General features: G+C 42.4%; 16 protein-coding genes and 1 pseudogene. 11 read left to right on the forward strand and 6 right to left on the reverse strand.

The features are described 5' to 3' along the window. Nucleotides 1–12 precede the first annotated feature (12 nt). Together ACHUFI_RS17250 and ACHUFI_RS17255 are read right to left on the reverse strand one after the other, a co-directional pair. Nucleotides 13–1,251, reverse strand: coding sequence for a cysteine desulfurase-like protein (locus ACHUFI_RS17250; RefSeq protein WP_394251344.1), 1,239 nt, complete (start codon nt 1,249–1,251; stop codon nt 13–15). Continuing rightward, the gene (locus tag ACHUFI_RS17255) at nt 1,235–1,894 is read right to left on the reverse strand and encodes a 2OG-Fe dioxygenase family protein (protein ID WP_394251346.1); all 660 of its coding nucleotides are present in this window, start codon (nt 1,892–1,894) and stop codon (nt 1,235–1,237) included. Before ACHUFI_RS17255 ends, ACHUFI_RS17250 begins: the two co-directional genes overlap by 17 nt. 415 nt (nt 1,895–2,309) lie before the next feature. Between ACHUFI_RS17255 and trxB the strand changes: the two genes are divergently transcribed. The 3 genes from trxB (at nt 2,310) to cydC (ending at nt 6,886) form a co-directional block, all read left to right on the forward strand. Beyond that, nucleotides 2,310–3,269 carry a thioredoxin-disulfide reductase gene (trxB, locus tag ACHUFI_RS17260; protein ID WP_394251348.1) on the forward strand — a complete coding sequence of 320 codons (960 nt, stop codon included), beginning with the start codon at nt 2,310–2,312 and terminating at the stop codon, nt 3,267–3,269. Nucleotides 3,270–3,384: 115 nt separating this feature from the next. Then, a complete protein-coding gene (gene cydD / locus ACHUFI_RS17265; protein WP_394251350.1) occupies nt 3,385–5,172 on the forward strand; it encodes a heme ABC transporter permease/ATP-binding protein CydD in 1,788 nt (595 codons plus the stop codon). After that, the gene (gene cydC, locus ACHUFI_RS17270; RefSeq protein ID WP_394251352.1) at nt 5,165–6,886 is read left to right on the forward strand and encodes a heme ABC transporter ATP-binding protein/permease CydC; all 1,722 of its coding nucleotides are present in this window, start codon (nt 5,165–5,167) and stop codon (nt 6,884–6,886) included. The genes cydD and cydC overlap by 8 nt, the downstream gene beginning before the upstream one ends. 53 nt (nt 6,887–6,939) lie before the next feature. On the opposite strand, the gene serC is transcribed toward cydC, so the two are convergent. Together serC and ACHUFI_RS17280 are read right to left on the reverse strand one after the other, a co-directional pair. Beyond that, on the reverse strand, nt 6,940–8,034 hold the full coding sequence (gene serC / locus ACHUFI_RS17275; RefSeq protein WP_394251354.1) for a 3-phosphoserine/phosphohydroxythreonine transaminase: 1,095 nt from the start codon (nt 8,032–8,034) through the stop codon (nt 6,940–6,942). A gap of 164 nt (nt 8,035–8,198) precedes the next feature. Continuing rightward, a complete protein-coding gene (locus ACHUFI_RS17280) occupies nt 8,199–9,461 on the reverse strand; it encodes a DUF945 family protein (protein ID WP_394251356.1) in 1,263 nt (420 codons plus the stop codon). 189 nt (nt 9,462–9,650) lie between these two features. On the opposite strand from ACHUFI_RS17280, the gene ACHUFI_RS17285 reads away from it, so the two are divergent. From ACHUFI_RS17285 to ACHUFI_RS17295, 3 genes are all read left to right on the forward strand, one after another. Next, on the forward strand, nt 9,651–11,591 hold the full coding sequence (locus ACHUFI_RS17285) for an ATP-binding protein (protein WP_394251358.1): 1,941 nt from the start codon (nt 9,651–9,653) through the stop codon (nt 11,589–11,591). Continuing rightward, complete coding sequence (locus ACHUFI_RS17290; RefSeq protein WP_394251360.1) at nt 11,584–12,081, forward strand: response regulator; 498 nt, start codon at nt 11,584–11,586, stop codon at nt 12,079–12,081. Before ACHUFI_RS17285 ends, ACHUFI_RS17290 begins: the two co-directional genes overlap by 8 nt. Nucleotides 12,082–12,271: 190 nt before the next feature. Next, nucleotides 12,272–12,826, forward strand: coding sequence for a hypothetical protein (locus ACHUFI_RS17295; protein WP_394251362.1), 555 nt, complete (start codon nt 12,272–12,274; stop codon nt 12,824–12,826). Between the two features lie 61 nt (nt 12,827–12,887). Here the strand turns inward: ACHUFI_RS17295 and ACHUFI_RS17300 are convergent, their stop codons facing one another. Next, entirely contained in the window at nt 12,888–13,469 is a 582-nt protein-coding gene (locus ACHUFI_RS17300; RefSeq protein ID WP_394251364.1) for a TfoX/Sxy family DNA transformation protein, read from the reverse strand. A gap of 369 nt (nt 13,470–13,838) precedes the next feature. Between ACHUFI_RS17300 and ACHUFI_RS17305 the strand changes: the two genes are divergently transcribed. The 5 genes from ACHUFI_RS17305 to ACHUFI_RS17325 all read left to right on the forward strand — a co-directional run bounded on the left by ACHUFI_RS17305 (nt 13,839) and on the right by ACHUFI_RS17325 (nt 19,507). Next, complete coding sequence (locus ACHUFI_RS17305; protein WP_394251366.1) at nt 13,839–14,759, forward strand: HDOD domain-containing protein; 921 nt, start codon at nt 13,839–13,841, stop codon at nt 14,757–14,759. Nucleotides 14,760–14,993: 234 nt separating this feature from the next. Continuing rightward, nucleotides 14,994–15,899, forward strand: a complete 906-nt coding sequence (locus tag ACHUFI_RS17310) for a LysO family transporter (protein WP_394251368.1) — start codon at nt 14,994–14,996, stop codon at nt 15,897–15,899. A 155-nt stretch (nt 15,900–16,054) separates the two neighbouring features. Then, nucleotides 16,055–16,567 (forward strand): hypothetical protein, encoded by a 513-nt coding sequence (locus ACHUFI_RS17315; RefSeq protein WP_394251370.1) that lies wholly within the window; start codon nt 16,055–16,057, stop codon nt 16,565–16,567. 115 nt (nt 16,568–16,682) lie between these two features. After that, on the forward strand, nt 16,683–18,326 hold the full coding sequence (gene panP / locus ACHUFI_RS17320) for a pyridoxal-dependent aspartate 1-decarboxylase PanP (RefSeq protein ID WP_394251372.1): 1,644 nt from the start codon (nt 16,683–16,685) through the stop codon (nt 18,324–18,326). A gap of 326 nt (nt 18,327–18,652) precedes the next feature. Beyond that, nucleotides 18,653–19,507 (forward strand): MurR/RpiR family transcriptional regulator, encoded by an 855-nt coding sequence (locus ACHUFI_RS17325; RefSeq protein ID WP_394251374.1) that lies wholly within the window; start codon nt 18,653–18,655, stop codon nt 19,505–19,507. Between the two features lie 186 nt (nt 19,508–19,693). Here the strand turns inward: ACHUFI_RS17325 and ACHUFI_RS17330 are convergent. After that, a pseudogene (locus ACHUFI_RS17330) lies at nt 19,694–20,833 on the reverse strand (iron-containing alcohol dehydrogenase); the annotation flags it as partial. Nucleotides 20,834–21,071 lie beyond the last annotated feature (238 nt).

Raw genomic sequence — 21,071 nt, forward strand, 5'->3', positions numbered from 1 at the left:
AGGAAGATTTCTCTATTCATCGACTTTAACAATGCTTTCAAGAATATTGAAAAGTAGATCAATTTCATCAATTGAGTTGTAGTGCATACACCCAATTCGAACGACGCCTTTTTCTTCAATCCCTAATTGTTTTACCAAACCAAGGGCATAGAAATGGCCATTCCAAACACAAATATTATGCTCACCAAGCTTTCTAGCGATGAATTCAGGTTCAAAGTCATCAAAGGTTAGCGCAAACGTAGGGGTGCGTTCACTGTACTCTGGAGACGTCTTACCATATAGATGAACACCATCAAGGTCTGACAACCGTTGTAAAAAATAGCGACTTAGCTTTTCTTCATGCTGATTGTACAGTTGATAGCTTTGCTTCAAACGCTCTCTTAAAGGCGCTTCTGGCGCACCACACTGTGCTAAGTACTCTACCGCAGCGATTAGGCCAGCTAATCCTTCAAAACTTTGCGTCCCTGTTTCAAAGCGCCCGGGGCCAATATTGGTAGCCGGCTCAACTTTGTAGGGTTTTAGCGAATGCAGCCATTGCGGTGCAATGTAGGCCACACCGACATGAGGCCCAAAAAATTTATACGCTGAACATGCTAGAAAATCACATTTTAAAGCTTGTACATCAATCAAATGATGAGGCGCATAATGGACGGCATCCACATAAACTTGAGCACCAACGTGATGAGCTTGCTCAATCACTTTCTCCATATCGACGATGCTGCCTGTCGTATTAGAAGCATTAGTGACTGCCACTAGCTTGGTCTTCTCATTAAGCAAAGAGGAATAATGAGCCATATCTAAGCTGCAATCCGACTCATCCACTCGCACTTGGTGCACCACCACCCCTTTATCTTCAGCAGCTTGCTGCCAGCTCGATACGTTAGAGTAATGATCTAAGGCTGTAACAATGATTTCGTCGCCTTCTTTCCAGTCACGACTAATGGCACGGCTCAACTGAAAAGTCAGAGACGTCATATTCGCCCCAAACACTATGTTACCTGACGATTCAGCATTAAGTAGGGCCTGAGCGGATTCACGAGCGGTTTGCATAAGGCTCGTGGTTTTTTGGCTAGAGAAATAGTGCCCACCCAGATTCGAGTTAAAATGGCCTAAATATTCTTGCATTGAAGACAAGACCGAGACAGGTACTTGAGAACCACCTGGCCCATCAAAAAACGTCACAGGCTTATCATTATGGTACTGGCCCAATGCCGAAAATTGATCTCTAATCTGATTAAGAATGAAAGCCATTCGCCCCTACCTTTGCCGTTAGTACAAACACATCCATATAGCCTTCCTGATTTTCTTGTAAGCTTCGGATTGGCTGAGCGTTATGCCATAGTTTGCTATCCGCTAGCATTGCAACTTCTCCGTTTTGCAATACCTTCGAGAAGAACGGTTCTTCCGTATTCGTGCTGTAAAGCATGATGTCACCACCGGTAATGTTGTGACGCCCAACACCGACAATAGCGATATGATCAAACCCGTCTTGGTGCACACCTTCTGGCGCTACTTGAGTTTCATCGTAGATAGCCGTGATACGAATCTGATGGATTTCAATTTCTTGCCCATTCGGAAGATGGTTGCTTGCGGTAAACATACCGCACATTTCTAGCATCCCATCACTCTGCAGCATTTCGGAGTCAATAGGTTCAAACTGACGGACTACATTGCCTTGAAAGTGATTAATATCATCTGACTGCATAAACTCATGCTTGGCTTGCTCAACCAATTTTCCGTTAACAACTTTTACCACTGAGTATCGGCGTAAACGGAATTTTCCATCCGCGTGCTCTGTGCTTGGTAAGTTAGAAAAAGATGGAGAAAGCTGAGAAATAGCATCGCTACTCAAGCTAGTTAATTGTAGGGTGTTTCCTTGTGAATGTAACAACATCGACTCCTTAATGAATGTGCAATACCTGTAAATATTTAACATTTATTTCACAACCAAGGATACGCACTAATATCGTAACATCAACTTTAAATAGCAAATAACTCCAGTAAATCTTAATATTTGGAACAAAAAGCCACCGCTAGAGCAAAAACCAGTTATAGCCACCAGTTTTGAAAGTTGATAACGTTCAAAACTAGAACACTTAACTAGACCAAGCACTTATATCAAATAAAAACAAATACTTAGCACATAATCTTCTATCCGACTGATCCACAACTGGGATGAGGAAACGATTTTCCTTCTAACCTATAACCATTAATTACAATTCGCCGCTTGTTAAATCTTTAATTGGCGCCATATTTTCCATACAATCGTAAGCAACTAATATACGAAGTATTTCGATTTCGGAGTCTGAATGAGCGACGTAAAGCATTGTAATTTATTAATTCTTGGTTCTGGTCCTGCCGGTTATACCGCGGCAGTGTATGCAGCTCGAGCAAACCTTAACCCAGTGATGATCACCGGTATGCAGCAAGGTGGCCAATTAACGACGACAACTGAAGTTGAAAACTGGCCAGGCGACGCTGAAGGCTTAACTGGCCCGGCTCTAATGGAACGCATGAAAGAACACGCAGAGCGATTTGAAACCGAAATCGTGTTTGACCATATTAATGAAGTCGATTTTTCAAACCGCCCTTTCCGACTTAAAGGCGATTCAGGTGAGTACACTTGTGACTCCTTGATCATTTCTACCGGGGCATCGGCTAAATACCTAGGGCTTGATTCAGAAGAAGCGTTCAAAGGCCGCGGTGTGTCAGCATGTGCCACATGTGACGGTTTCTTCTACCGCAACCAAAAAGTGGCGGTTGTGGGCGGAGGCAATACTGCCGTAGAAGAAGCGTTATATCTTTCTAACATTGCTTCTGAAGTTCACTTGGTTCACCGCCGCGATACATTCCGTGCTGAAAAAATCTTAGTCAAACGCCTGATGGATAAGGTAGAAAACGGCAATATTGTCCTTCATACCGATCGTACGCTAGACGAAGTTCTGGGAGACGATATGGGCGTGACCGGTATTCGTATTAAAGACATACAGTCGGACAAAACCGAAGACATCGATGTCATGGGCGCATTCATCGCAATTGGCCACCAGCCAAATACTGCGATATTCAAAGGCCAATTGGACATGAAAGATGACTACATCATTGTTAAGTCTGGTCTTGAAGGCAACGCCACTCAAACAAGTATCGAAGGCGTATTTGCAGCCGGTGATGTAATGGATCACAACTACCGCCAAGCTATTACTTCAGCGGGTACTGGATGTATGGCAGCATTGGATGCGGAACGTTTTCTTGACAGTTTAAATGATAAATAAAATGTGATTTTTCACTTTTGTTTCAAATCCCTAAAGCCCGGTGGTATATCCACCGGGCTTTCTTTTGTATACTACCCGCCTTCAAATCAAAAATAATTCTCATTAAGCCTTCATAATGGATAAGAAAAAACAACGCAGCTTGAATAAGTGGCTTAAGCAACAGAGTAGCCTAGCAAAACGCTGGCTCATGATTGCGATTGGCCTAGGCGTACTTTCAAGTGTGTTTTTGCTGGCTCAAGCCGCTCTTCTCGCCTCTATCCTTCACCAGTTAATAATCGAAAACGTAGACAAATCTGAACTTGTCTTGCAGTTTGCTGGGTTAGCCGTTTCCGTGATTGGCCGTGCCGGCTGTACGTGGGGACGTGAGATCGCAGGTTATCGTTGCGGTGAACAAATTCGGGTCTATATTCGACAATTGATTCTCGACAAGCTTCGTGAACTCGGCCCTGCTTATATCAAAGGTAAACCAGCAGGAAGCTGGGCAACATTACTGTTAGAGCAAGTAGAAGATATGCAAGATTTCTTCTCGCGCTACTTGCCTCAAATGTCCCTATCCGTTCTAATTCCATTCATTATTCTTATCGTCGTATTCCCTATTAACTGGGCGGCAGGCTTAATCTTCTTGCTAACGGCTCCTTTAGTGCCGATGTTTATGGCACTCGTAGGCATGAAGGCTGCCGATGCCAACCGCAAGAACTTTAAAGCACTTCAACGTTTGTCGGGTCACTTTTACGACCGATTACAATCGATGACTACGATTCGTTTATTCAATCGCACTGACGCTGAAACTGAAGTTCTACGCGGTGCTTCTGAGGTTTTCAGAACCCGAACAATGGATGTATTGAAAATTGCTTTCCTTTCATCTGCCGTATTGGAGTTCTTCACTTCAATCTCAATCGCGATCACTGCTGTTTACTTCGGTTTCAGCTATATCGGTGAGCTCAACTTCGGACATTACGGCGTCGGAGTTACCTTGTTTGCTGGCTTGTTCATTCTGATTTTGGCACCAGAGTTTTATCAGCCCCTAAGAGATTTAGGGACCTTCTACCACGCTAAACAGCAAGCGGTTGGGGCTGCCGAGAGCATCGTTGAATTCCTTGATACGGACATCACAAAAGTGCAGTCTGGCTCTATCGATATCCAATCGACAGACAGTGTTTCAATTGAAGCGAATGAATTAAAAGTCTTCAGCCCTGAAGGCGTTCAGCTACTTGGCCCTATTACTTTCTCGATTAAGTCAAACCAATCAGCAGCCCTTGTAGGCCCAAGTGGTGCAGGCAAAACGAGTTTGATCAACGCCATTTTAGGTTTCATGCCTTATGAAGGCAGTCTAAAAATTAATGGTATTGAATTAAGAGATGTTGAGCTTAGCTCATGGAGAAAGCAGATAAGCTGGGTCGGTCAAAACCCACTTCTGTTACATGGAAGTATTCGTGACAACGTCACCCTTGGAAAGGCGAATATCTCGGATGAAACGATCAACCAAGCGTTGGCGGAATCATACGCGGACGAGTTCGTTAGTGAACATGGTTTAGAGTACATGATTTCCGATCGTTCAGGCGGCTTGTCCGTGGGTCAATCTCAACGTTTAGCGTTAGCAAGAGCGATGATACAAAATGGTAATTTCTGGCTACTCGATGAACCAACAGCGAGTTTAGATGCTCGAAGCGAGAAGCTAGTGATGAAAGGCATTCATAGCAATATTGCCGACAACACAGCGTTATTGGTAACCCATCAGCTCGCCCCTTTACAATCGGTGGATACCATCATCGTGATGCAATCAGGGCTCATCGAAGAACAAGGCTCCTATCAAGACTTAGCTAATGCCGGCGGACTATTCGAAGAAATGCTCAATGCTAACCTTGCTCAACAAACACAAGACAAGGGGAACCTAGATGCGTGATTTACTCCCTTACCTAAAACTGTATAAGAAGCATTGGTTTGGTTTGTCTCTAGGCATGCTTCTCGCATTCGCTACATTAGCGGCCTCAATTGGGCTTCTTACTTTATCCGGTTGGTTTATTTCTGCATCTGCAGTGGCCGGACTAACGATTGCCCGTGAAACGTTCAACTACATGTTACCTGGTGGTGGTGTTCGTGGACTCGCGATGGCTCGAACCGCAGGACGCTGGGGTGAACGCGTCGTCAGCCATAATGCGACTTTTAAGCTTCTCACAGACTTACGTATTTTCTTCTTCAAGAAATTAGCACCGCTCATTCCTGGCAGAGTCTCGAATTTACGTGATGCTGATTTGCTGAATCGATTAGTGGCTGACGTAGATGCAATGGACCACGTTTACTTACGACTTATTAGCCCAGTAACCGTTGGTGTTCTCGGTATTCTATGCCTTACCGCTTTCTTAATGTGGTTCGATAGCTCTCTAGGCATACTGCTAGGTGGCATTCTTGTAATGCTACTCATTTTATGGCCGGTTCTGTTCTACAAATTGGGCAAAAGGAATGGTTCAGAGCTTACGCAAAACAAAGCCGATTTGCGCGTGACAACACTAGACTGGTTAGAAGGTTATAGCGAGCTGACTCTATTTGGTGCGGAAGAACGCTACCGCGATGCCATTTTTGAATCACAGAAAAAGTTGATGACGAACCAGTTCGTCAATGCGAACCTGACAGGCATGGCTTCGGCTTTACTCATGCTGCTTAATGGCTGGACGCTCGTTCTTATTCTTTGGCTTAGTGCAGATGGTGTTGGTGGCAACGCTCCCGATCCACTAGTGGCCCTAATGGCATTCGCGACAATGGCAAGTTTTGAGCTACTCATGCCAATCGCAGGCGCCTTCCAATATTTGGGACAAACACTTTCCTCTGCTCGTAGGCTTAACGACATCACCCTCGCCAAGCCTGATGTCGTGTTCAACGAACAACACGCAGAACTTTCGGATGGTCAGACGATTCAATTTGAAAATGTCACTTTCCGTTACCCAGATAGTGAACGCGATGTTCTTAATACGATTAACTTAACGATTCCGACGAACACTAAAGTCGCAATTGTCGGACAGACAGGTTCTGGTAAATCTACACTGATTCAACTTCTTTGCCGATATTGGGATGTAAACCAAGGTGCTATTTCTATTGGTGGACATAATCTAAAAGCTTGGAGTGAAAGTCAGCTAAGAAATTCGATAAGTGTTGTAAGTCAGCGGGTTGATATATTAAACGGCTCATTAAGAGATAACTTATTGATCGCTTCACCTGAAGCTGAGGATGTAACGCTTGAAGGCATCCTAAGGAAAGTAGGCCTTGAGAAGTTACTAGAAGGTACTGGGTTCGATACCTGGCTGGGAGATGGCGGCAGACACCTGTCAGGAGGCGAGAAACGCCGAATCGGCATCGCTCGAGCATTACTCCATGATGCCCCTATCCTACTGCTTGATGAGCCGACCGAAGGTTTAGATAAGCAAACAGAGAAGAAAATCATGGCCCTCTTCAAAGAGCACTTTACTAATAAAACGGTCATCTTTATTACCCACCGTTTAGTAGAGCTTGAAACTATGGACGCTATTTGTCTGATTGAACAAGGTGACATTGTAGAATATGGCAGTCATCAGCAATTGCTTGAGCAACAAGGCCGTTACTATCAATTGAACCAATCTCTATAAACAAAAACGCCGCTAACTATAGCGGCGTTTTTCTTTTCAATTTTCAATATGAATTATGCATTCTCAGCTTCAAATGACTTCATAAAATCGACTAGAGCTTGAACGCCTTCCAAAGGCAGAGAATTGTATATGGATGCACGCATTCCACCTACCGCTCTATGACCTTTAAGCGATTTTAAGCCCGCTTTGTCTGCCAACTCCAAAAACTTTGCATCCAGATCTGGCTTAGCCAGTTGGAAAGGAACGTTCATACGTGAGCGGTTTGCTGGGTGTACATCATTCTTGTAAAAGCTAGACTGGTCGATGTAGTTATAAAGTAGCTGTGCTTTCTCTACATTGATGCGTTCCATCGCTTCTACACCACCTTCCTCTTTCAACCACTTGAACACTAGCCCAGATAGGTACCATGCAAAAGTTGGAGGCGTATTAAACATCGACTCTTTTTCAGCCAATACTTTGTAGTTCAATACACTAGGTAATACGTGATTAGCAAGCTCTAGCAGGTCATCACGAACAATCGCGATACACAGACCAGCTGGACCAATGTTTTTCTGAGCACCAGCGTAAATCACACCGTACTTCGAAACATCAATCTTTCGAGACAGAATATTTGACGACATATCAGCGACGATTGGCTTGTCAGTTTCTGGTAAGTCACTCAGTTCTACACCGTCAATAGTTTCATTTGGACAAAAGTGAACATACGCAGACTCAGCATCAATCTTCCATTCTGAAGCCGGTAATATTGCGTGCTTGCCGTCAATGTTTGTCTTGGCATTAAAAGCATCGATCTCGCAATATTTTTTTGCTTCAGCAATAGCACTTTCTGCCCAGTAACCAGCATCAATGTAAGTCGCTTTTTTAGCATCACCAAGCAAATTCAAAGGAACAGCAGCAAATTGAGCACGTGCTCCGCCTTGGCAAAATAGAACTTTGTAATTGTCAGGAATACTTAGAAGGTCACGTAAGTCTTGTTCTGCTTCAGCCGCAACTTTAAGAAACTCTTTGCTACGGTGACTGATTTCCATTACGGAAGTGCCAAGCCCATTCCAGTCGATAAGATCGGCTTGAGCTTGCTTCATTACTGGTTTAGGTAATCCCGCGGGGCCAGCACTGAAATTAAAGACATTGTCTACATTAGATTCCATGGTAGGTTTTGCTCCTGCTTAATAGTAACTAAGCAAGTAATACCATGTTTTGGGTCACATAAAAAGCAACAAAAGAGGTCTTAAGACCTCTTTTGTTGTGTAACGGGTGAAATTATCAATAACATCGAGCGATTAACTGTAAATTATCAGCTCTGTAGATTAGTTTACTGCAGTAACATCGGCATCATAAGTGCAAGTAAAGGTACTTGTTGGCCATTTTCAAACACCAAGTTTCCTTTTTCTAGCTGCGCTTTGATTTCATAACCCTTAGCTGTTTTATTGATCATTTCCATAACGATCAGCTCATCGATACCTTCTTTAATAAAAGGATACTCTTCCACTAGCTCATCAGAAAAGTAGGTATCGAGATTACCCGTCAGTGCAGGGATCAGCGTAGACGGATCTTGGCTAACATTATCTGTACCTTCAGGCACGCTCACTAGCCATTTTGATTCAAACTCGCCTGCTCCAAGATTCAATGACATGTTCTTCATCGATAAATCAAAGCCTTTTGCGAAAAGAATGTCGATGTAAGGGATGATGCTTTCTACATCTTGTTCCGTCATTACCGGTGCATCTTGGTAAATAGCAAACACTTTTTCAAAAGAGTCGCTATCCAGATTAGATAACTCAAAATCCACATTCAGATTATTAACTTCACCATCCATCGATTTCATTGAAGCGATATCTAGCATCATGTTACTGCGAAGGCGTTTCGTCACTTCATCCAAGTCAGAATCGAATTTATATGTGGAGTTTTCTACCGAAAGGTATGGTTCACTCATGGCGTCGGTTACTAAAAATGAATCCATAGCGAATTGTTGATTGCCTAACCAGTAGCCATTCGCTTGTTTACCTTCACCAGTTCCCTTCAGACTGGAGAAGACCACTTCTTCACCTGAATCGAAATCAACTTGGATCGATGGTATTGAAAGTTCGTAGTCAATTTGCCCTAGCACTGTCGCATGACCTTTAAGGTATGACTTAGTTACCGAGATCGACACGCCTTCTTCATTTAGGCTCTGATGATTAAGCTGACTCAACTCAAAGTTGAAGTCGCTATTGCCGTTCAGTTGCGTCTTTGTCGCCAGCGTTAAAGGTAGAGCGTCAAAACCTTCTAGTGTCGAAATAGCACTTAAGCTAATCAGCCCATGGCTGATCTGACTATTCACGATGAACTCTGTCGGTAAACCGTCTATTTCCAGCTGCTCTTTTAAAGTCACGTCAGTAACTGTGAAACGTGTTTTAACGTCAGAAGACAAATACCCACGGTCGAATTCAACCAACTCAGCTTTCACGCTTGAACTATCAATACTCGCAACGCCGTCTGTCACAACGTTTTGTCCGATTTGTCCAACGGCGAGTGGCCAGCATAAAGCTAATGAGATCGCCCCGCCAATTGCACCGATTTTCTTAAGTTGTTCCATGAATACTCTTCTAGCAATAAATGATCTTAGGCACAGTCTAACGTATCCCGTCGGTTCAGGAAACATTGAGATAAATCAGGCTATTGCTTGTTATATCGATGCCCTCTTTGTTTTTGTACCTAGCTCTCACCTCGATTTTGAAATTCTTGATAAGTTTAAAGGCAATATGACTATGGGAGAGTGAATAAGGTGAATCGATACGCTGTCGTTTGTTTAGACAATAACCCAATCAGTGTTGAACAGATTCGCGGTGAACTTAGCTCGTTTAGCGCTCTTTTTGATATCTACACCGTGGAGGATATCGAAGGAGCACACCAAGCCATCGATTTTTCAAACAAGCAAAATCAAACCGTAGCCCTTGTGATTACCCATCACCACTCTCATTTTAATGGCGTGCAATTTTTAGTCGACCTCGAACAACTCCCACACACCAAGCAAGCCAGAACCATACTGGTCAGCCACTCTTCAGATATTGAAGCTATCCTAACCGCAGTGAATGATGGCCGACTCGACCAATGCCTAACTAAACCTCTACAAAACAAGGTGCTATACAAAGCGGCGGTGAAAGAACTCACAACATTTATCATTCAACATGAGAAAGCTGAACTATTGAAATATAGCCAGGTTCTCGATCAACAGCGTGTACTTAGAGCTCATATTGAGTATCAAATGCGCTCCTTCCAGTCCGGGTTCATTCACGATTTTCACGAAATGTCAGACGGTGAGCTTGCGGAAAGCGTGATAAGTGCACTGTTAGAATTCTTTTCAAATGCCGATGAATCTCGCGCGATACGAGCCTATTCACCAGAACACTTACTGACGAAAGAAGGGCAAGCCAATCGCTTTCTATGGCTAATTACTGAAGGGGAAGTAGCGCTTTATAAAAAGGATGAATTAGGGCAACAAAGAGAAGTTGTCCGTCACTCAAAAGGTAATCTGGTTGGAGGGATGTCGTTTGTGACTGGCGAAGATTCATTTTCTACCGCCATTACCCTGACGGATACGCATGTCATTAAACTGGATCGTGATGTATTTACTCAGGTTATGCATTCAAATAGTCGCCTGCTCCCTTTGTTTACAAATTTGCTATTGAGGCATTTCAACCGAAGACTACAACGTAGCATTACGACTAAGCTTCAACTCCAGAAAACACTTGAATCATTAGAGTCCGCCCATAAGCAGCTCATAGAAAAAGAAAAGATGGCTATGCTTGGCCAACTCGTAGCCGGAGTCGCACACGAGCTAAATAACCCTATTGCTGCCATTTTAAGAAGTACTGAAACCTTATCGACCAACTTAGACAAACTGCTCTCTACTACCGAGCAATCTAACGATCATCTTGGGTTTAGCGTAATGGAAAACGCTCGAGGCTCTAGTCCCATTCCAACATCAGTAGAGCGAGAGCGTGTTAAAGCAACGATTAACGAGGTCGGAGATCGCCAAATTGCGAAAAAGTTGGTCAAGCTTAACCTACATGAAAATGCCAGCTACGTTCATTCCATTAAGCAATCTAACCATCCCCTTGAGGAGCTAGAATACCTGGAGCAATTTCATCTAACAGGTAATGCGATTCGCTCGATAAAGGTATGCGCCGAACGTATTGCAGATATGGTCAAGAGCTTAAAAGGCTACTCCCGTGAAGATGATGAAAAAGTCCATGTCGTGGACATACATGAAGGCATCGAAGATACCTTAGTAATTTTCGAAAACCGCCTAAAGTTTCATCAGGTAGAAAAACATTATGACCTAGAACTCCCACCTATATTCTGCCAACCGCTGGCTTTACAACAAGTATGGACAAACTTACTTTCCAATGCGTTAGATGCGATTTCCAGCCATGGAAAATTGGCGATTTCAACCTATCCAGCTTCGGACAATAACAATTCATATTTAGTAGTCGAGCTTTACGATAATGGCCACGGGATCGCTCCTGACAAAATATCGACAATATTTACTCCCAACTACACAACGAAAAAAGAAGGCAACTTTGGTCTTGGGATTGGGTTGTCTATTTGCCAACAAATTATTGCGTCCCATCAAGGGCGGATTACCGTTGAATCCGAAGTAGACCAATTTACCAAAATGAAAGTGTGGCTTCCGCTCACCTTAAAAGGAAATTCAAATGAATAAATACCTAATTTTGTGTGTCGACGATGAAATTGAAATACTAGAAAGTGTTCTTCAAGATTTGGCACCATTTGAAGAGCATTTTATCGTTGAAGGTGCAGAGTCGGTGAAAGAAGCAAAGCAAGTGATTGCTGAGATGGCCAATGATAAGATCCCACTCGCATTAATCCTATGCGACCATATCATGCCCAAGCAAACCGGAATCGATTTTCTCATTGAATTGAATCAAATGAAGTCTACCGCCTCCGCTCGAAAAGTTCTCCTTACTGGCCAAGCAGGCTTAGAAGATACTATCAGCGCCGTTAACCATGCCGCCTTAGATTTTTACATAGCGAAGCCTTGGTATGGCGAGCAACTTCGAAAAACTCTGCGAACTCAGCTAACCGAATACATGATTAATAATGACGACCAACTATTGAGTTGGTCTTCAGTGCTAGATACTGAAAAAATATTTAATGCGATGGCGGCCAAAAGAAATAACTTTGGTGAATAATCGCGCTATTAACATGTCGCTTTTATCAGACAATGGCACTTAATTTGCTTATTTTTTAGCTAAACGACAAAGGAATGACATTTTAATTGATTACTTTTTCTGTAGATACATTAAACTGTCTTTCAAGTTAATGGTTGTGCTAACGAGCTAAAACCAAAGGGATTAACATAAATTAAGGTTTACTGTAATTATGCGTAAAATACTACTAACCACAGCAATGTTACTTGCATCTAATCAGGCATTGGCACTTAGTGACCCAAATGAGCCTCAAGTAATGAGCAACTTCAGCTACGATTACTTAGAAGCGAGAATTGGTGCTAGCCCAGTAACATTCGGTGCGGCAATGAGTAAATCTATTCACCCTAACGCTCATGCTGTTGCTCGTATCGATTCTGAATTTGAAGGCGACTTCGATTCTGCTGTTGGTCTAGGCTTTCACTCTCCAATTAACAACTGGGCTGACCTTACTGGTGAAATGCTAATGCGCATTGTTGATTCACAAGGCTCTAGCAGCAGCTCCACAGACGTAGGTATGGAGCTAAACTTAGGTGTACGCCAATGGTTAGGTCCTCAATTAGAAGTCGGCGGTAAAGGGGCTTATGTATCTATCGACGATAACGACGATTGGACAGGTTCAGTTTACGCACGCTTCCACTCTACAGAGCTATTCTCCTTGGGTGCGGAAGCTCGTATCAACGATACTTACGGTGATCAAGTAATGTTCACTACTCGCTTTAAGTTCTAAGATTAAGCGAGACTCATATATAAAAAAACCGAGGGATTATCCTCGGTTTTTTATGATTATCTTATTGGCAGCTTTCTAACAATTGCTGTTTTCGCGGTTCTTGAAGAAGCTTCCAGTGAATACCATCGATTGCACCTGCAAATTTCCAAAGAAGCTTAACATCGACATCATTGCCGTAAGCGGCTCTTACTTTACTAAATACTTCTGGCGCGCCCAGTTGCATGAATGTTGCAACATCTTCTACACCCGCCTTTTTCACCATGCGCTCTAAGGTCAACTGCATGTTTGGCAAATCTCTTAAACGACGACTTGCCGATGATTTTTGAAAGCTCCGCTGTTGGATCGAATTATCAATAGAAGCGCGAATGATAGCGTCTAATTCAGGGCTTTCATCTTTAAAAAGTTGAGTTATATCGTAGTAGTTTACCGTCGCGGTCGTTTGCTTCTTAACATGGCGATATTTTTCGCAATCAAGACCCGTCAGTTTTTTGTCTAGTGTATTACCACCACGAATAAATAAGTGCTCCTCACTTACTAAGGCGAACATGGCATCGTTCTGAAACAGTCCAATCCCACCGAACATTGAACGTTTCTGATACTCACCAAATTTAGTTACGTACGTGTAAAATGCTTGCTCAATCATATCCATTGATCCTTAATCTTATAACCCCGATTAGTTTGATCACCAGATAGCAGCTTTTTATGCGAAAAATTGTAAAACTCAATATCGACCGTAAATATTATTTTTTATTCGTCGACCTTTTGAATAATCATACTTTACTCAGAAAATTAAGTCTGGATGTAAGTCACATCGATTAACTGAATATCAATTTTTTATATGAGCGACATCACAGAAGATAATTTACCGTGCTGTTTTTTTGACGGTAAAAAACTCTAAGTACACATTTTTGGCACTTTAGAACTTCTTGTTTCATGTTTTTCACTACAGTGTATTGCCAGCCTATTGACCTAATTGTAAACTAATAACCTACTCAGACCACTCAGTATACATATGAATCATTTATCTTTTTTCTGGCTTCCACATAACAAAGAACTTTTAGTCAAGGGGTTAGAAACTGAGTTTTCACAATTAGTCGAGCATTCAATTTCTACAGGCAAGATTTCTCTTCCCCCTATTCCTGATGTCGTTCTAAAAATTCAGCGACTTTGTACATTAGACTCCACTGGAATTCCAGATGTCGCTGATTGCCTTCTTCAAGACCCAAGCCTAACAGCTATCGTCATTCGAGTTGCTAACTCAGTTGTATTTAACCGACGAAATATCACTTGTACTGACCTCACAACAGCAGTGTCTCGCTTAGGTATCTTGAGAGTAAGAGATATCGTCACGGCCCAAGCCATTGAACAATTAAAGCATTCTGTAAACCTTAATAAAGAATGTAATAGCTTGTTGGTCCGAAGTGCATCTATCTCTCGAGAGTTAGGGGCAACGATGGTACTCGTGACAAACGAATTTAAAGCTCTGAAACCATCGGAGTACAAGTACCTAGAACATGAAAAATCTTTACTCGTCGGTTTATTAGCTGACATTGGCTTATTCTGTTTAGTAAATGAATATCACCTCTATCTTGATCAAGGGAATTACCTAGATCATGATATCGCGCTTCAAATCTTCCAATCTCAATGTTCTGCGACCAGCAAATTAGTTCTTAGCCATTGGGGTTTCGACGCGGATTTCATCGATGTGTGTTCCAACGTTCGCAGTAAAACAACAGAAAATGAAGTGACGTACCTAGATATCGCTAGAATTGCTAACCATCTTCTAATGTTCCGCAATCAAGATGAAAGAATTGACGATCACGAAGTCGAGTTTGATGCGACCGGAGCAGAGGTGCTTTATAAGTTAAGTAACTTAAGTGAGCACGAGTTCAGCGATCGGATTAATGAAGTAATCAATGCCAGCGGCTTATAAGCCATTAAAACAGCGGAAGTCAGCAATGCTTCCGCTGTAAATTACTAATTCTATTAAAAAGTTTTTTCAGAACCGCATCACAACTCTAGCTCTATCATTCTGTTTTCTATATCCTATCTTGAATCTGCTTTTGACCTGATATCATATTGGTAAGTCACCTCTTTTGACCTTCGCAGATAATCCAAACTCATATTCGCTCGTACGCCAAACTTTCAAGGACTGAAGGGAACTGTCATGTTTACTGGAATGATTTTTATATTCTCCCCTCTTATCGTGGGATATCTGTTTTCAATTTCACGCCCAGAGTTACTTGAGAAAATCAATAAAGCCACTTCTCATCTTATCTACATTATTTTGGCATTAATGGGATTGAGCCTCGCTGCTCTCGATAACTTGGGCAGTAACCTTCAAACGATTTTATTGTATACCGCGACATTTTTCGTTTGTCTCAGCGTATGTAACCTGCTCGCTCTCCCGATTATTGATAAAGTATTACCGCTTGAAACAGAAGGTAGCCACAAAAAGTTACCTCTATCATCGATGGCGCTTGAATCAGCAAAGCTCATCATCGTTGTGGGATCTGGCCTAGTTGTGGGATTGTTGCTACCCGTTGATTTAAGTTGGGTAGATACTGCAAGTGAATGGATTCTATTTCTGCTGCTGTTTTTTATTGGAATTCAGCTTCGCAACAGTGGTTTGACTCTAAGACAAATTTTACTCAATAAACACGGCATGATAATCGCCGCCACAATAGTGGTTACTTCATTACTAGGAGGCATTCTTGCTGCCCTGCTTTTGGATATATCCATTTACCGTGGTCTAGCAATGGCCTCTGGGTTTGGTTGGTACTCTCTTGCTGGAATATTAATGGGCGATGCTTTCGGACCTATTTATGGTGGCGCATCATTTATGCTTGAACTGCTTCGAGAGCTTGTAGCACTTGTAGTGATCCCTCTCCTTATTCGCACTAAACCTTGCACATCTATCGGATATGCCGGCGCGACGGCAATGGATTTCACCTTACCCGTCATTCAAACAACAGGTGGTGTTAGGTGTGTTCCTATCGCTATCGTCAGCGGGTTCATCTTGAGCTTACTGGTACCCATTTTGATGCTTTTCTTTGTATCTCTTGCTAACTAGATCGCAGGAAAAAGAGCAAACTTCGATTAGAATGCCTGACTCAGTACAATTACCGCATTTAAAATCGACTAACTGTCATTGCTCAACGAACAAAAGTCGCGATAATTATTATTAGATAACTGATCTAACAAGAATAAACCTTAAAAGGAACCGTTATGAAACGCCTTTGTGTCGCTTTACTGCTAGCCTCAACATCAACATTTTCTCTAGCTGCTGACAATCAGTGCCTATCAGGCAAATATGACGCATATATTGATGCCTCACTGAATTGGTATTCAGACCTCGTTCAACTTACCTCAAACCAATACCCAGAGTTAACTGAAGTAAGTAACTGGTTCTTAGAAGGTCGTAAGCATCACTTTGAACTTAACAGAGCTGCAGTTCGCTATTACCTAGATAAAGATTCAAGCAAGGTAGCGACTGAACAGCCTATTGAAGCGTGGTTGCAACTTGAGCAGCACGACATCAAACAATTGGCGACTCGTGATGATGAGCTCGGCAAAATCGCTAAAACTACATTCGACGACCGTCAATCTACACCTCATGGAAAGAACTACGAGCTTCGCTCGGCATTCGCAGAACTACTAAGTCACCCGAAACAAATCGACACTGCTTTGCAACGCTACAACAAAGCAATTAAAGGCATCGAAGCGACTCAGTGTAAATAAATACTCTATCAGATTCGTATCGAGAACTTGGATTTCATAATTAAGACGGGACTTTGTGCCCGTTTTCGTTTAGATTGTCCCGCTCGCGTCAATATTAAAAAAATAATTCGCTTGTATGGTAACGGAACAAAAAACAGCTGATGTCAACTTCGAAAGTCTTCTTAAGATCTTTACGGTCCCAGAAGGCCCAGACTCAACACTGACTCAAATAGAAGACAAACTTTCGCAAAACCTGAATCAATTCTTGCGAGAGCATATTGTTGCTGAAGAAAAACCCCTCAAAGAAATCGAAAAAGACTTCTCTAATGCGCATATTCCAGAACAACCAGAGTTTGTTTCGGAGCATACAGAGCACCTACTCGATTCTTTAGTTTCTCATTCCGTTCATACGTCTGCTCCTAGCTTTATTGGGCATATGACTTCGGCATTGCCTTATTTCCTAATGCCTCTTTCTAAAATCATGATTGCCCTCAATCAAAATTTGGTAAAGATCGAGACTTCCAAAGCTTTTACTCCACTGGAACGTCAAGTGCTAGGGATGCTTCACCGCCTGATATACCAGCAAGAAGACCAGTTCTACTCTAAGTGGATGCACAGTGCGAATCACTCTCTTGGGGCTTTTTGCTCGGGAGGCACAATTGCCAACATTACTGCACTTTGGGTCGCTCGAAATAATGCATTGAAAGCCCAAGGTGATTTTAAGGGCGTGGAGAAAGAAGGCTTATTCAAAGCCATGAAGCATTATGGCTATGAAGGTCTTGCGATATTAGTTTCAGAACGTGGGCACTATTCCTTAAAGAAGGCAGCAGATGTGTTAGGCATCGGCCAAGAAGGATTAGTTTCAGTCAAAACTGACAGTAATAATCGTATATGCCCAGACGATCTCAAATCAAAAATCCAAGAGCTAAACGCAAACCGAATCAAGCCTTTCGCCGTGATCGGTGTAGCCGGTACCACAGAAACGGGTAACATTGATCCACTGGCTGAAATGGCGAAAATTTGCCAAGAGTTTGACTGTCACTTCCATGTCGATGCAGCTTGGGGTGGTGCTACGCTCATGTCCAATAATCATCGTCATTTGCTGGCGGGGATCGAATTAGCTGACTCGGTGACAATTGATGCCCATAAGCAGCTTTACATCCCTATGGGCGCGGGCATGGTCTTATTCAAGAAGCCTGATGCCATGACCGCTATTGAGCACCATGCTCAATACATTCTGCGTAAAGGCTCTAAAGATCTTGGTAGCCATACACTTGAAGGCTCACGTTCGGGAATGGCTATGCTTGTGTATGCAAGTATGCATATTATCAGCCGCCCTGGATATGAACTTTTGATTGACCAGAGCATTAATAAAGCTCGTTACTTCGCAGATTTGATCGCACAGCAATCAGATTTCGAATTGGTCAGCGAACCAGAGTTGTGTCTACTAACCTATCGCTACATCCCGGAGTCGGTTCAGGTCGCATTGAGCCAAGCGAATAGACAGCAAAAAGAAGTGTTAAACGAACAACTTAATGAATTAACAAAATTCATCCAAAAGAAACAAAGAGAAACAGGTAAATCATTTGTTTCCCGAACTCGCTTGAACCCAGATAAGTGGAATCGCCAAAATATTATTGTCTTCCGAGTCGTCTTAGCCAATCCATTGACCGGAAATGATATCTTGAATTCAGTACTAGACGAACAACGTGAAATTGCTCAATTAGCACCAAATTTAATGAAACGTATTCACAAGATAGCAACCAGCATTACAGACTAATTACTCAAATTAAGTTGCATCAAAATGAAAATTTATTTCGTTTTGGTGTAACTAACACATCATTCCTGCACTAGATTTGCCCATCAGGCGAAACTTTAACCTTCAATTCTGTAGTTTTCTAAAATTTTGTTGAGGCTTGTCATATTCTCAAGCATTCTTCTCGCCTTTTAGTATTAGCAAACCTTTAGTTAGGTTTATACTAACCTTATGGTGCTGATTAGCTTATATCTTTTGGGAATGATTGTTTAAAACGCAATTTTTATTCCTCCTCCCCCGGTTGGATTGATATTAGTCAGCAAGTTGTTCTCTATACCCTCGTGAACACTATGAATACATTAGAAAAAATACAAAAAAATCTAGAAAACTTTAGTAAGTCTGAGCGTAAAGTTGCAGAAGTCATTATGGCTTCTCCTCAGACTGCCATTCATTCTAGCATTGCTACACTAGCAAAGATGGCTGATGTGAGTGAGCCAACTGTTAACCGCTTTTGCCGTCGTTTGGATACCAAAGGTTTTCCTGACTTCAAATTACACTTAGCCCAAAGTTTAGCCAACGGTACTCCTTACGTTAACCGTAACGTAGAGGAAGATGACGGCCCAGATGCCTACACGCATAAGATTTTTGAATCAACAATGGCGTGTCTAGATGTCGCTAAAAACAGCTTAGATGCAATGCAAATCAACCGTGCTGTAGACTTGCTGACCCAAGCTAAACGTATTTCGTTTTTTGGTTTAGGCGCATCTTCAGCAGTAGCTAAAGATGCTCAGAATAAGTTTATTCGATTCAATATCCCTATCACATGTTTCGAAGATATCGTGATGCAGCGTATGAGCTGTATTAACTGTAGCGACAATGATGTGATTGTTCTGATTTCTCATACGGGTCGAACGAAAAGCCAAGTTGAAATTGCCAACCTTGCCCGTGAGAATGGTGCAACGGTTATTGCGATCACGGCTAAAGATTCTCCGCTTGATAAAGCAAGTTCGCTATCTATTTCACTAGATGTGCCTGAAGATACTGACGTTTATATGCCAATGGCGAGCCGCGTTGTTCAAATGACGGTAATCGATGTTCTGGCAACGGGCTTTACTTTACGCCGAGGCTCAGGTTTTAGAGAAAACTTAAAACGAGTGAAAGAGTCTTTAAAAGATTCTCGCTACGAAAAGTACTCACAATTCTAATAAAAACGGAGCTTAAAGCTCCGTTTTTTACACTCTATAAAGTTAAACATAAGTTGGATCGCTAGGTTAGATTGTCCAACTGCTCCCCTTTTCAGTAATACTATTTTCTGCAGCATAAGAATTGATAAGGGAGACCTTAGGTTCCTTGCTCGAAAGTAACGCGCTTCCTTTATCATCACTTTTCGACACCTGGGTTAATATGTGCATCAATCGCTCATAATTAAGTGGCAAAGGGTTCCCTTTAATAGCTACAGATTTTAAAGCATCATTACACACTTCATGTAAATCAAAGTTACTCAACCCATAAGCACTTAAGTTTGGAATCATTAACACATTGAGCATTCGCTTCAGCCAAATGACTGAATCGTAAATTTTTGCCTCTTCATTGTTCAGAAGCAATTGAGCAACTTTCAAATAACGATTCAAAATATCCTCAGCCTGCTGCTCTTCTGCAACCGAGATATTCTCTTCCATCACATAAGGAGCTAGCCGGCCTGTAATCACGCTATGAGGTGCGCTTAGCTTCCCACCCAAAGCAGACGCCAGACCATGGGCTGCCCCTAATTTCGCATTCGTGATCGCCATTCCACCAAGCATCGCTGCAAACGATAAATCTTCTCTTGCTTGATGAGAGTCTTTGACACAAGCCGACTCAACAGAACGAGCTAGTCGCCTTAGGCCCTCTTCACAAATCATATCGGTTAACGGGTTAGGATCGCCGCACACGTAGGCTTCCATTAAGTGAGTAAACGCATCCATCGCCCCTCTACCTGAAGTAAGCACATCAGTGCCATAAGTCAAAGAAGGGTCGACAATGGCTAAGTCAGCAAGCATATCTGGGCTTCGTAAGCTCACTTTAACTTGGTCTTGCCCAGACTTCAGGACCGCATTCTTAGTAACTTCAGCCCCTGTACTGGCAGTGGTAGGAATAGCAATAAAAGGGATCGGCTTCGCTTTAAGAGGAACATTTCGTCCAACGACTTCTACATAATCATATAAGTCACCTTGGTTTGGAATAATCGCAGCGAGAGCTTTACCCAAATCAATCGCACTTCCACCGCCAAATGCCACGACCATATCAGGCTTAAAACGACGCGCTGACAATGCAGCCTCTTCAACCATTTTAATGTTCGGCTCACCATGAATAACAAGGTGCTGATAGCGCATTGATTGGCTCTCTAAATAGTCCACAAGTGGAGAAGCCCTTTCAAGGTTTTGTCCTGTCACTAGTAATACGCTATAGCCAAATTGGTTAAGTAGCGTTAATGAAGCACTTAGCGAACCTTCGCCAAAAATTATCCTGGTAGACGTCATAAATTGAAACATTGGAGTCCCTCCCTTTGCCACGTGGCATCAAACGATACGTCAGACTCAACACTATTCTCGTGTAACGAGTTACAGCATGCCTTATTGAAAGCTTTATTTTTTAGACAGGCGACAACTTATTACACTCTCTTTCAGTGCTTATTTAATAGTACGATTGAACTCACAATTTTATCGAACACCAAGTCACAACTTCAGCAACCAAAGCAAACTTTTCCCATCGATTATAAAGATGATTAAT

The organism is Vibrio profundi (assembly GCF_043642225.1).
Taxonomy (GTDB): domain Bacteria; phylum Pseudomonadota; class Gammaproteobacteria; order Enterobacterales; family Vibrionaceae; genus Vibrio; species Vibrio profundi_A.